Here is a 13,146-nt window from a genome sequence, read left to right on the forward strand (position 1 = left end):
AAGCGTTCTTAGTACGCCATCTAGTACAGATGTCCTATACACTACCCCTGATCCAGGCGGATGACAATACCCTTGCAGCAATATTGTTCGACCCGCTGGTCATGTGCCGCCCTGCTGACTCTTTAGGGCAGCAGGACGAAGTCTGCCTGAAACCTGTTGACAAAGCCGGGCGAACCGCTAGAATTTCCCATCTAGGACTAATGTCCTAATCAATCTTGAGTCGATATCGCAGAACCGCTCGTCCGTGGGTTCTGAAATTCGCCACCGCCCACCAAATCCAATGTTAGATGAGGTAGAAATGGAGATGACGGAGTCACAAGTATCAGTAGAAATGCTGGATGTGCGCCTTCTTATTAATGGTGAGTGGGTATCCGGTAGTGAAGGGAATCGACTCACAATTATCGATCCTGCCACAAACTCGCCGTGTGGCCATGTCGCCGTCGCCTCAGAGCGAGATTTGGCGAATGCTGTTGCCGCAGCCGAGGAAGGCTTCAACGCCTGGCGTAATATTCCGCCATTTCAGCGCGCAACCATACTTGGCAAGGCCGCCACTTTGCTACGCGAGCGTGCAGGCGATATCGCGGCTGATCTGAGTGCCGAGCAGGGCAAGCCATTTGCCCAGGCCAAGCACGAGGTTTCCGGGGCCGCTGATGTCATTGAGTGGTTCGCCGAGGAAGGCAAGCGCTGCTTTGGCCAGGTCATTCCCGGGAGAACGACAGACACGCACACCTTGACACGGCTGGAACCGATTGGCCCGGTTGCGGCCTTTACACCCTGGAATTTCCCAGTGTCACAAGCGGTCAAGAAAGTGGCCGCGGCGCTGGCCGCTGGCTGCTCCATCATTCTCAAGGGGCCTGAAGAGGCCCCGGGTGCCTGCGCTGGAATGATGAAATGTTTCGCGGACGCGGGGCTTCCGAGCGGCTCAGTTGGCCTGCTGTATGGCAACCCGGCAGAGATATCCAACTACCTGGTCGCACACGACTCAATTAGGTGCGTCACGTTAACGGGCTCGGTCGCAGTCGGCAAAACCGTAGCGAGTCTCGCTGGTCGCTACATGAAACCCGTCGTCATGGAGCTGGGTGGTCACGCACCGGTAATCGTCTGTGAAGATGCCGACCTGGACCTCGCCGTGGAACAACTGGTGAAAATGAAATTCCTGAATGCTGGTCAGGTTTGTCTTTCGCCAACACGGTTCCTCGTAGCCCGAAAGATCTATGACGACTTTGTCTCGCGATTCCGCGAACGCGCCGTCGCGCTCAAAATTGATGCAGGTGACAACCCGGAAGCGGATATGGGTCCATTGGCCAGCCAGCGTCGCATCGAATCAATGGAAGCACTCGTCGCGGATGCCATTGAAGTTGGCGCAACTCTGAAGTGTGGAGGTCAACGCCTGGAGCGAACAGGCTGTTTCTTCATGCCCACCGTGCTTTCGAATGTACCTACCGAGGCGCGGGCCATGAACGAAGAGCCATTCGGCCCAGTGGCGCTGATCCGGCCTTTCGATACCGTTGAAGAAGCGCTTGTTGAGGCGAACCGGTTACCTTTCGGGCTCGCCTCTTACATCTTTACCAATTCCATCCAGACAGAAGCCTTCCTTACCGAGAACATTCAGGCCGGAATGGTCGCCGTGAACCGTATTTTTTCATCGAACATTGAAGCCCCCTTCAGTGGCGTGAAAGATTCCGGGTACGGCACTGAGGGAGGCACCTTCGCGATCCGCAACTTTCTGACCGAAAAAATGATCACCCGCTTCGTAGGGTAAAGCCACACGATATTGATATAGCAAGATTGCATAAGATGGGAGATGTTTAGATGACTTTGCCACTGGAAGGAATACGAGTTCTCGATTTGAGCCGGGTGTTAGCTGGCCCCCTTGTCGCACAAATGCTTGGAGATCTGGGTGCGGAGGTGATTAAAATCGAGAAGCCAGGAGACGGCGATGACTCGCGTTCCTACGGCCCTCCCTTTCTCCATGATACAGCCGGAGCGAGAACCCGGGAGTCGGGTTTCTACCTTTCGGCCAATAGAAACAAACGATCTCTGACGGTTAACCTTGGTTCCGAGTCCGGGCAGGAGGTTGTCAGGGCGATTGCGAAGCAGTCGGATGTCGTGATTGAGAACTTCCGGGTCGGTACCCTCGCCAAATTCGGGTTGGACTACGATTCGCTATCCAAATTGAATCCGCGGCTGGTCTACCTCTCAATCACCGGCTATGGCCAGACCGGCCGTATGGCTCATCGACCCGGTTATGATGCGATCTTCCAGGCCGCAGGCGGTCATATGGCCGTCTCTGGAGCGCCGGATAACCTCCCTGGTGGTGGGCCAACCCGTAGCGGGCTGAGCATTGTTGATATTCTGACCAGTCACTATGGAGTAACCGCGGTATTGGCAGCCCTTTCCCATCGCGATCGTTCGCCAGAGGGCAAGGGGCAGTACATTGACATTGCCCTCCTCGACTCCATGGTTGCCACTCTCAGCCACCGCGGAATGCAGTACCTGATCTCAGGCAAAATATCACCGCGCCGTGGTAATGTGGGCGGCGGTGGTTCGCCCTCCCAGGCATTCCACTGCTCCGATGGTCAACTCGTACTCACCGTCGGTAACAATACACAGTGGCTCCGCTTTTGTGATGCGATTGGCGAGCCGCAACTGGCGAATGACGAACGCTTTGCTGCACCGACCAGTCGAATCGAAAACCGTGAACTGCTTACTCCTCTGCTTGAGGAGAAGTTCATGAGCAATACCAAGGCCTACTGGCTGGATGCCCTGGAGAAGGCCGACATCCCAAGCGGCCCCGTAAATGAACTGGACGAAGTCTTCAGAGACGAGCAGATCCTCAGCCGAGGCATGCTGAAATCGGTTAAGCACCCCGAATCAGCGGATCTGCCACTCATTTCCAACCCCATTCAATTTTCCGAAACCCCACTGGATCGCTATGAGGCGCCACCCACCCTGGGCGAGCATACCGACATGGTGCTCAAAGACATCCTGGGGTATACCGATGACCAGATTGAGTCGCTCAAAGCTTCAGGAGCGGTTTGATCTCTCTTAACAGAGCCCGCGACAAGAATGTGACGAGGAATAGAATATGAGCGAAATTCGGGTCGAAATTCAGGAGACACTGGATGCGGTGGCACGAGCGGTCCATTCTGGTGTCAATGTGGAGGACATCGCGAAACTACTGTACATGCCCGATATGTTAGTAGTCGGTGAGGGATGGCCAGGCGCGATCCGCAGCATCGAAGCATTTCTCCCTGACTTCACAGAACTCGTTCAAAGTTGGGGCCCAGAGCCCGAGCTGATTTTCACTCTCGTGGATCCGCTCATCGTCGGTAGTGACGCCGTCACCTCGTTGGTCGATCTATCGATCACCTGTAAAGATCCTTCTGTACAGACCGAATACCTGAGAATCGTGTATGCATGGGTTCGATACGAGCAGGGGTGGCGCGTCAAGGCGGAAATGTACACGGTCGGGTCTTACTAGTCTCAGGCCAGGTAGAGACATGCTGGCAATGACTAAAGCATTGCACGAAGCAATCTACGTTAGATAGCAAATGCATGACGCGAAGTAGGTGACTCATTATGACCTCGCATGCTGCAAAAGTTCTTTCTAAAACTTCGCCTGATTCCAGTCCAGTGCAGGTCTACTTGGGACTGGGCAGTAACATTGAGCCGACTGAGTCCCTTTTCCTCGGCATCAATCGCTTGAAAGAAGCGTTTGGGCAGCTTGAATGTTCGTCAATCTATAAGTCAAATTCGGTCGGTTTTGACGGTGATCCATTCCTGAATCTGGTGGCCAGGATAGAAACACAATTGCCCCTCGCGGACTTGTACCGTTCCTTGCGGCTAATTGAATTTTCACTGGGCCGCCCCTTTCCCGCGTCGCCAAACAGCTCTCGTCGATTCGATGCCGACATTTTGCTTTATGGGAACACTATTGGAACATTCGATACTGTCATCCTACCCAGGCCCGAGATACTTTATAACGCTCACGTCCTCGCCCCGCTGGCAGAGCTATTACCCGGAGGTAAGCATCCACGAACTAAAAAAACGTATAAGGAATTATGGGATTCATTTGAGTTGGGCAATCAACGTATTGCGCTCTTTGACGGGTGATCGATCTTTGCGCGGGATAAGCGTAGGGGCGTCGACAACTGGGGATTTTATAGCGGCCTAATGAGTACTGGACTTTGAAAGTAAATTAAGCACGGCGATCCCACAAATTATCAACGCCATACCCAACGCACCCCAGGCATCAAGTTTTTGCCCGTGTAACAGCCACGCGACAACGGATACTAGAACGATCCCAAGCCCGGACCAAACCGCATAAGCAATCCCAACGGGAATCGACTTCAAGGTAAGGGATAGAAACTAGAATGCGGCCCCATAGCCAACAATAACAATGACCGATGGTACGAGCCGGGTAAAACCCTCGCTGGATTTCAGGCTTGAAGTAGCAACAACTTCAAAAGTGATGGCTAGCGCCAGGTATATCCAATGTTTCACGACAACCTCCTATGGGCCTATTGCGCCATAGTAAAATCGGTCAGCGAATACGATTAGCAATCTTATTCATTCCAACCCGTTAGTATCGAATCCGCCATCATTCGACTTAAGTATGCTCCACTACTGCTGCAATGCTGACACGTATAGAAAACCCCTTGACGGTCGTGGGCATCAGTATTGATCGAAGATGTATTCACGTCTGAGGTCGGTTATAGCGCTTTCGTTACCGTTACCGTTGCCGATTGGTAAACGCAGGCATTACGTCCTCAACGAGAAGCGACTCAACAGCCCGTCGGCGACAGGGTCGAGGCCAGGATCATCCTTGGCGACCTACTTTACTACAACCCAAAAGACGCAATTACGTCCCACAAGGACCAGTAGCAGTCTCCACTATACGAAATATCGATCAGCTGATGGTTTGATTATTAGCCGGTTAGTATCCCCCGCATCTTCAACACTTAATTCCCGCTGAGATGTTCATTCTTGCTTTCCAATTCGAACCCCTTCAGAAACATTAACATTGCTCTTTCCCGCCCCCGCCGTATCCTGAATTCACTTAGTCGCGGCTCACAGTCGCATTAAGTCGCAGGGCGACCTGCATCCTCCCCATCCGGGTTTCGACCCCTTGGGGACGAAGCCTGCATGGGATTCATCAAGGTAAGGAGAGTAACCATGCCGAAACACCTGAATGTGTTAGTACAGGAGCCGTTTGAATCTGGCGGTGAAATGAAAACCAGTTACACCAAAGTCGGTGTAGCGTTTCCTCGCGAGAAGGGCGAGGGTTTGAACTTCAAGATCACGATGGGGACCTCGATCTCGGGTGACCTGGTGGTGTTCCCGCCCCGCGACCAGGAATACAGCTAGGTTTCGTTCGAAAACCCCGATCGTTTTATTTGGGTTTTTCTTTTTATTGATTGACCCGCCACAAGGCCGTGCCAGACAACGGCTTCGGTTCCAAGAACAATTCGCTGGATTATGTGATCGGCTTCTACAAAATCAGCCCGGAGTTCAAGACCGAGGGCGACGGCACGACCAATCCGGGGAACGTCACCAACAACGGCTTCACCGCATTCTCCGACCCGCAGGGTTACCTCAACGATGGCAATGGCGTGGACTTGGTCATTGAGACTGACTTTACCAAGTACCCCAAGGTAGCCGTGGCTCCCACGTCGATTCAGGCATCCCACCGACGCGGCCATCATCAGCGGCCGCCTGTTAAGGAGTTTCGATTTCGACGTGGAGTCCATTGCCCGCGACACCGACGGCAACTACTGGGTGGGCGAGGAATTCGACCTATGACACCGGGTTCGTGACGCTGCGCTTCAGCAAGGCTCTGTCGGTAATGGAGATCGAGTAGTCTCGGCACCTCTGTAGCTATCGACTGGCGGGGGGGCGATCCAGGCCCCAGCGCTATCCCACCTGCGTCATCAGGTAGCAACCGATTAACACTTCCTGCTCACTGACATCGTCTATCGTGCCGACGAAGATGTGCTCGGTGAGCCAGTTGTACTTGCCGGGGGGTGTTTTGAACTTTGGACTGGTCAGGCAGTAATAGTCGCGCTCGAGCAGTTCCTCGCCAGCGGCCAGTTTTTTCCGGCCCACGGCATTGGGACGGAAGATGCCCGCGTTATCGATGATCAGCACCTGCTCATCATCGGTCTTCAGCCGGTACAGCGCCTCTATCAGGGTGACTCCGTCGTTGCGACGCACGGACATATCCGCCCCGCCGGGAATCACCTCGCCTTTGAGGCCGCGCCCACTGAAGTAGCCCCCGACAATGGGGTAGTTGATCCGGTGACCGTCTGCACCTGCGCCCATGTCCTCGATAGGCCCCAGTTTGACGTTAATCTGCAACACCAGTTCGGCATTGAGTTGGCGGCCGACAAAGGGCGGCTTCGGCGTCCAGTCGGCGGCCCTCGCCCCTGCGCTGCCCAGGCTCATCCCACCCAGAACGCCGGCCAGGCCGAGCACGGTATCGCGGCGTGTGATCTCGTGGTCCATCGTTGTCTTCCTGTCTGTTAACGGGTGATGAATTGGCCGTCTACCATGGTGCCGACCACCCGGGTGTCGGCGATACGATAGGGGTCCATGGCGAACAGGTCGTCCGCCAGAATGACGAGGTCGGCGTCTTTGCCGACGGCGATCGAACCGACCCGCTCCGGCTGCCGGAACTGGTAGGCGCCGTTAAGGGTGTAACCTTGCAGCAGCTGGTCCAGACTCAGGCGCTCGTGAGCCGGCGCCATTACCGGCCCCTCCCGCCCCAGGGCCGGTTCCTGACGGGTCAGGCCTGTCTGCATGCCGAGAAAGGGGTTGGCCCGTTCGCGCTCGAAGGGCACTACCACGTCACTGGAGAAGGTCACTGTCGCGCCGGCATCGTCAAAACTGCGGGCCCGCATCTTGTGGTTATTGCGCTCGCCCAGGGTCTGCGCGCCCCCCTGGAACAGGTCACCAAACCAGTGGGGGGTGAAGTTGGCGATAACGCCGAGTTCAGCGAAGCGCGGGATGTCGGCATCGTCGACCAGTTCAAGGTGACACAGGGTAAGGCGCGGATAGTCCCAGCCCTGCGCGCCGGCGGCCTCGTAGGCATCGAGTGCTATGCGCGTGGCCCGGTCGCCCACCACGTGCAGGTGCAGGTCGATTTTCTCCCGGTGCAGTTCGCGAATGAATTCGGTGAGCCGCTGCTGGCTGACCAGGGTATTACCGCGGTTGCCGGGCTCGTCGGCAAAGTCATCCAGCACCGCGGAGGTGCGAATCTCATGGACGCCATCGAAATGGATCTTGATGGTGTTGAAGCGCAGGCGTTCGCTGCCATAGCGACGGCGCAGGCGTTTAAGCTCGTCAACCGCGCTATCGATCTGGTGGGGCAGGTGCACGTGCACCGTGCCCTCGTACTTCAGGGGCAGGCGCCCTTCCCCGTCGAGTTCCGCCAACGCCTTGTACACCGTGTCATGCAACCAGAGATTGCCGCCGTCGTAGAGACCGGTCACGCCCTGGCTGGAGAGGTAGTACAGAAAATCGGCGAGATGTTCCTTGAACAACTGCGTGTCCTGCGGCCGCAGTACCCGTTCCTGCACCGGGGCAGTGGCGAACTCCTTCACCCACCCCGTCGGCTCGCCCTGTTCATCCCGCTGGTAGAACGCCAGGCCCGGCGCGGGGTCCGGCGTATTCGCATCCACCCCCAGCGCGGCCAGCGCCCGGCTGTTTAGCCACATGCTGTGTCCGGAGTCATCCAGCAGGGCCAGCGGTCGATGGGGCACCACCCGGTCGAGCAGGGCCTTGTCGGGGCCCTGTACACCAAAATCCCCGGTGCGCCAGAAGCCGGCGACGATAAAGGGGATATCGGGATTTTCCGCGGCGTAATCGCCCAACCAGTCGAGCAGGCTCTCGGGGTCGGAATCTGGCGCTACCGCCAGCGTGGTTGAGGCGAACAGGGAAAGAATGCCGGGATGGCTGTGACCATCGATCAGCCCCGGCAGCACCGTGGCGCCACCGAGGTCCCGCACCACCGTTCCACTGCCAATCCACTGCTGCGCCGCCTCGCGCTCGCCCACCAGGACAAAGCGGCCGTCCTTGATGGCGACACTGTCGGCCCAGGGCTGTGCCTGCTCAGCGGTGTACACCTTCCCATTGAGCAGCACGGTGTCGGCCACCGGTGCCGCCCCCTGGGCAAACCCTGCCAGCGCCAGCGTGGTCGCGCCCGCGAGCCACCGGGCGCCAGCACGCCATACCAGCCACCTTCCCGCCATCGGTTTCACGCCCACTACAGCCTCAGAACCGGAAGCCGACGCGCACACCGTACTCACGGGGCGCCCCGTAGAATTCGGTGGTGAGGAACTGGCCGCTGACATACTCCTCGTCGGTGAGGTTGGTGCCGTAGATCTCCGCCGTCCAGCGCTCGCCGGCCAGGGTCAGCGAGGCGTTGAGCAGGTCCCGCGCATCGAGTACATCCGACACCGGTGAGTAGGCGAGGTAGGTGAACTGCTCATCCACGTGGGAGTACTGCAGACGCGGTGTCAGCAGCATGCCCCCGGGCAGGTTGAGGTCATAGGCCAGCGCCAGGTTGTAGGTCCACTCCGGCGCGAACAGCGCGTTACCACCGTCGGTCTCCACCACAAAGAGCGAGTAGTCAAAGCACTGCGGCGGCGCCGAAGGCTGGCCGGGTGGGCACTGGGGCCCGAGGTTGGTCCCCGGTAGCGCACGCACGTTGACGAAGCGCTGGCCGCCGATATCGGAATCGATGTAACCCGCCGTCGCGCTGATGGTCAGGCCGCCAAAGCGCGCCTGCACCTGGGCTTCCATGCCCTGGATGGTCATATCCGCCAGGTTTTCCGATCCCTCCACCCCGGTACTGGGCTCCAGCACTGCGTACTGGAAGTCGGAGTAGTCGGTGTAGAAGGCCGACAGCTGGGTGCGAACCCGGTCATCCATCAGGCTGAACTTCCAGCCCGCCTCGTAATTGATCACCTCTTCCTTGTCGAACTGGGAGGTCGCCGAATTGAAACCGCCGGGTTTGTAGCCGGTAGAGACCAGGCCGTAGATCAGCGAGTCACCGAGATACCAGTTGAGGGCGACCTTGCCCGTGGTCTGGCTGTCGTCATAGTCGCCTGACAGGTCGGCGACCTGCAGCCCACCGGGAGGGAACACCGGTATGCCGCGACCGATGAAAATCCCGCCAAAGCCCTCGACGTCGTAGGTGGAGCGGCGGATACCGGCCTCGACTTCCAGCGACTCCAGCAGGCGGTAGTTGGCTTGGGCAAACAGGCCAGTCACCTTGCGGTCATTGCCGCCAAAAATGTCGGTGATAAAGCCGGCCTGGGTATCGGTGATCGGCACCCGGATTTCGTTTTCCTGGTAATAGGCGCCCACGATCCAGTCGAACCGGCCCTCGGTGGGGGAGATAATGTTGAACTCCTGGCTCCACTGCTTTTCGTTGGCGTGGTAAAGCTCGCTGATATCACCGTTGGCCTGGATCGGGGCGGAGCTGGCGTCCACGTCGGCTTCGTTGTCGATGGTCTTGTCCTGGTAGCCACTGAGTGAACGCAGGGTAATGCCGCCGGCGATCTCCCAGTCCAGCTTGAGGCTGACCATCTCCCCCTCGTCCTCGTAGGACACCGGCGTGTCGTACTCCAGGGTGAAGGCATCGCCGGTGCGGAACGGCGCATAGCTGGTGCCGGGCACAGGCTGGGCCGGGTAGCCGCCGGTATCGCGGTGATTGACCTGGGCCTTGAGCAGGGCTTCGAACGCGCCGCTACTCCACAGTACGCCCAACCGGGCACTGTATTCCTCGAGCTTGCCTGCCTCGTTGTCGAAGGGGCCGATGTCGTCGTAGTAGCTGTCACGGTCGGTGGTGAAGCCGGCCAAACGCAGGGCCAGGTTGTCACTGACCGGCACATTGAGCCCTGCCTCCAGGCCCCAGCGGCTGAAATTTCCGGCTTCCAGTTCGGCGTAGCCGCCGAACTCCTCCAGTACCGGGTCTTTCGAGTTGATGAAGATGGCGCCGCCGGTGGCGTTGTTACCTACGAAGGTCCCCTGGGGTCCCCGCAGTACTTCCACCGAGGCGATGTCATAGAAACTGCTCGACTGCACGATCGGCGGCTGGAACAGGCCATCGACATACACCGCCACCCCCGGGGTGATATTGGGCGTGTTGGTGGCGATGCCAATACCGCGGATATTGGCCGTGAGCGTCGGCCCGGTGTCGGTCAGGGACAGTGAGGGCGTCGCGGTCTGCAGGTCCATGATGCGGGTCACCCCCCGGTTTTTCAGGGCCTCTCCGCTCAGGGCCGTGGCCGACAGCGGCAGGTCGAGCAGGTTCTGCTCCCGGCGCTGGGCGGTCACCAGCACCTCTTCCAGCATCGCGCCGGCAGGCGCTGTTTGTGCCAGGGTGGTCGCCGGGGCCGACGCAAGTGTTGCCCCGGCACTGGCCAATACGGTAAACAGCCTCGTTTTCTTCATCATGACGTATCCTCGTCGGCGTTATTGTTCAGGAATCAGGTAGGTCCGCTCGGGCTTTCACCCGCTTACTCCGGACGCCAGCGAGCGGCGGCCTCAAAGAAACTGAAGGTTTCCCGCGACGCTGTTTCCTCTGGATCGTTGGGGGGGAAGTAGCTGAGCTTGACAATGACGGTGCGGCTCTCGGGATCGACGAAGATGTACTGGCCCTGCAGCCCGATCGCGGAGTACGCCTCGGTGTTGGAGACCGTCCACCACTGGTAGCCATAATCGAGGGGCGCTTTCTCGTCGCCGGCGGGCCGGGTGGACTCCGCTACCCAGGCGGGTGAAATCACCTGGTGGCCGTTGACCTGCCCCTCGTTGAGCATCATCAGACCGATGCGGGCAAAGTCCCGGAGCACGGCATTGAATCCGGCGCCGCTGAATTCGCGCCCCACTCCCGGCGCACCGTCCATGATGTAGAAGCCATCTGACTCCGCTCCCATCGGCTCCCACAGGGTGGTCTGCATGTAATCGGCGAGATACATACCGGTGACCCGTTCCAGCAACAGGCCCAGCACGGCGGTGTCGATGGTCTTGTAGGCGAAGACTTCGCCGGGCGCGTGGGCGCGCTTGATGGTTCTGGCCGGGTCCACAAAGCGCGACACGTTCTTGACCAGGGCCATGATGTGGTTGCGCGCCGCCAGACCGGGCGCAGAGAAGTCATAGTTTTCTTCGTAGTCCACGCCGGAGCGCATCTGCAGTACCTGGCGCACGCTGACCCCTTTGTAGGCGCCCTCGCTCAATTCCGGTAGATAGCGGGTAATGTCGTCGTCCAGGGATTTGATCAGCCCCGCTTCATGCGCGGCGCCCACCAGAATGGACACCAGCGATTTGGTCATCGACCAGCCCATGAAGTGCGTCTGTGCTTCGCTGTTGTTCAGGTAGTTCTCATACACCACCACGCCGTCTTTCATGATCAGCATCGCATTGGTGTAGGTGCGGTCGAGCACCTCATCCGCCGTGTATTCTTCGCCCTCGAAGGTGTAGTTGAAGTTCAGGTCGTGATCTTCCCGGGGCAATCGCAACACACTGCCGGAGCGCGTCACCGCTCGCGTGGTAAACAGCGAGTGCATGCTGCGGAAGGTCAATGCGTTAATCTCGGCATCGTTCATATGCCAGCGCAGGTTCTGTACCGCCATGGGCACGCTGGAAGCCGGGCCTACCGCGGCAACCTGGGGAGCAACGGCATTTTGCCCCCGGGCTGCGGCCGCCAGCAGGCCGAATGCCAGGCATCCGGCAGCAAAGCGCACAGCTGGACGGTAAAGTGTTGTTTTCATGATGTTGCGTACTCCTGCTCTTGCCGACACGCGTGCCGGGCTACGCCTTGCGGGCGGGTGACTCAAATTGCAGGAGCGATGGTACGCAGCGGTCTATTCACCGGTCATATCCAATTTGAGATATGGCCGATGAAAAAGCCTGATCGGGGCCGGGAGGGCCAGGAGTAAGCGCCAGGGGGGGCGCTGTGTCAGCTCGAGAAGGAGCGGGTCCGCGTGGTGATGGAGGAGCCGATCAGCCGAACCAGTTCCGGCTGACGATTGAGTCCGAGCTTGGAAAAAATACTTTTCAACTGGATGCGCACCGTACCGACCGCGACGCCACGCCCCTCGGCGTACTCGTTCACGGTTGCTCCCTCGCACAGGGCAATCGCCAGGCGGGCCTCCGCGGGAGTCAGGCCGTAGAGTTGAACAACTTCCTCGGGAGAGAGTTCGCTGCGCAGGGCGTCGTCGGAAAGGTAGAGGGCAACGCAGGGCCCGGAAGCAGCGAGCACTGGCACTGCGAGCAACTGAACCGGCCGGTCCCATCCCGGCCCCACCGCGCCTACAAAGCGTTCTCCAGCGGATTCGCCACTGGCGGCAGCGGCCACCAGTTCCGCCAGCCTGTTCGCGTCATCCGGGTCGGCACAACGCAGTCGGCCGTTGGCAAGCGAGAGGTGGCGGCTGCGCTGCAACACCTCCCGTGCGCTGCCGTTCAGCCAGCGCACTTCGCCCGAGGCACCCAGCACCGCCACACCGGCATTGCAGCGGTCGAGGCATTGGCTGAGGGTGTCGTTGGTCTGTTGTAACTGGCTCAGCTTTTCGTAAAGGGAGACAGACTGTTTGAGATGCGGGGCGAGCTGCTGCAGGAACTGCCCGTGGCGGTTGTCCACGGTCTGGCTGCCGTCACAGCGTGGATGCAGCAGCATGCTGAGACTGCTGTCATTGCTGTAGCGGATCCCGAGGATGATCGGGCGGGCCAGGCCCAGCAGCGCCAGTCGTTCGTCCAGGGCGCGAAATTCAGCCTGCCTCATGCGGCCAAAGCCCTGGTCGCCCTGGATCACCGCCACGTCCTGCAGAGGCAGCCTGGACTCGTCCAGCTGCAGCCGAGGGTTCTCTTCATTGTTCACCAGGCAATCGTGGGACTCGGCGTGCTCCATGGAATGGGAGTCACGCAGCACCCATTGCTGCTGCAGCCGGTTGCCGTCGACCCGGAATTTCTGCACCACCACACTGCCGACCTGCAGTTCATCCCGCACCTGGTCGAGCACAAGCTGCCAGTTGCCGGGCTGTTCCGCGCAGCGATAAAAGTCGGGCAGGAGCCGTTCGATAAAGCTAGTCGTCATGGGGTTGCCTGGCGTCGCTACAGCACATGGGCTGCAGGCCGATATGT

Annotated in this window: 11 protein-coding genes and 1 pseudogene; 5 read left to right on the forward strand and 7 right to left on the reverse strand. The window is 59.0% G+C overall.

The annotated features are described in order from the left end of the window. Positions 1–298: 298 nt before the first annotated feature. From FV139_RS14215 to folK, 4 genes are all read left to right on the forward strand, one after another. The gene (locus FV139_RS14215) at positions 299–1,762 is read left to right on the forward strand and encodes an NAD-dependent succinate-semialdehyde dehydrogenase (RefSeq protein ID WP_213004132.1); all 1,464 of its coding nucleotides are present in this window, start codon (positions 299–301) and stop codon (positions 1,760–1,762) included. 50 nt (positions 1,763–1,812) lie between these two features. Continuing rightward, complete coding sequence (locus FV139_RS14220; protein WP_148069128.1) at positions 1,813–3,042, forward strand: CaiB/BaiF CoA transferase family protein; 1,230 nt, start codon at positions 1,813–1,815, stop codon at positions 3,040–3,042. Positions 3,043–3,088: 46 nt separating this feature from the next. After that, on the forward strand, positions 3,089–3,484 hold the full coding sequence (locus FV139_RS14225) for a hypothetical protein (RefSeq protein ID WP_148069129.1): 396 nt from the start codon (positions 3,089–3,091) through the stop codon (positions 3,482–3,484). A 98-nt stretch (positions 3,485–3,582) separates the two neighbouring features. Then, positions 3,583–4,116, forward strand: a complete 534-nt coding sequence (folK, locus tag FV139_RS14230) for a 2-amino-4-hydroxy-6-hydroxymethyldihydropteridine diphosphokinase (RefSeq protein WP_148069130.1) — start codon at positions 3,583–3,585, stop codon at positions 4,114–4,116. A 57-nt stretch (positions 4,117–4,173) separates the two neighbouring features. Here folK and FV139_RS14235 read toward each other — a convergent pair. Further along, positions 4,174–4,506 (reverse strand): annotated as a pseudogene (locus FV139_RS14235) (DMT family transporter). A 672-nt stretch (positions 4,507–5,178) separates the two neighbouring features. Here FV139_RS14235 and FV139_RS14240 point away from each other — a divergent pair. Continuing rightward, positions 5,179–5,370: a hypothetical protein gene (locus FV139_RS14240; protein WP_148069131.1), complete on the forward strand. Its 192-nt coding sequence runs from the start codon at positions 5,179–5,181 to the stop codon at positions 5,368–5,370. On the opposite strand, the gene FV139_RS21070 is transcribed toward FV139_RS14240, so the two are convergent. The 6 genes from FV139_RS21070 to FV139_RS14270 form a co-directional block, all read right to left on the reverse strand. Further along, positions 5,367–5,708: a hypothetical protein gene (locus FV139_RS21070; protein WP_187276551.1), complete on the reverse strand. Its 342-nt coding sequence runs from the start codon at positions 5,706–5,708 to the stop codon at positions 5,367–5,369. The two genes, FV139_RS14240 and FV139_RS21070, sit on opposite strands and share 4 nt — an antisense overlap. Positions 5,709–5,916: 208 nt before the next feature. Further along, a complete protein-coding gene (locus FV139_RS14250) occupies positions 5,917–6,507 on the reverse strand; it encodes a DUF3237 family protein (RefSeq protein WP_148069133.1) in 591 nt (196 codons plus the stop codon). Positions 6,508–6,524: 17 nt separating this feature from the next. Next, the gene (locus FV139_RS14255) at positions 6,525–8,252 is read right to left on the reverse strand and encodes an amidohydrolase (protein ID WP_235898677.1); all 1,728 of its coding nucleotides are present in this window, start codon (positions 8,250–8,252) and stop codon (positions 6,525–6,527) included. Positions 8,253–8,274: 22 nt separating this feature from the next. Continuing rightward, on the reverse strand, positions 8,275–10,464 hold the full coding sequence (locus FV139_RS14260; protein ID WP_148069135.1) for a TonB-dependent receptor: 2,190 nt from the start codon (positions 10,462–10,464) through the stop codon (positions 8,275–8,277). 62 nt (positions 10,465–10,526) lie between these two features. Further along, positions 10,527–11,777, reverse strand: a complete 1,251-nt coding sequence (locus FV139_RS14265) for a serine hydrolase domain-containing protein (protein WP_148069136.1) — start codon at positions 11,775–11,777, stop codon at positions 10,527–10,529. Between the two features lie 188 nt (positions 11,778–11,965). After that, on the reverse strand, positions 11,966–13,099 hold the full coding sequence (locus FV139_RS14270) for a helix-turn-helix transcriptional regulator (protein WP_148069137.1): 1,134 nt from the start codon (positions 13,097–13,099) through the stop codon (positions 11,966–11,968). Between the last annotated feature and the right edge of the window lie 47 nt (positions 13,100–13,146).

This window comes from Parahaliea maris (assembly GCF_008064665.1).
Taxonomy (GTDB): domain Bacteria; phylum Pseudomonadota; class Gammaproteobacteria; order Pseudomonadales; family Halieaceae; genus Parahaliea; species Parahaliea maris.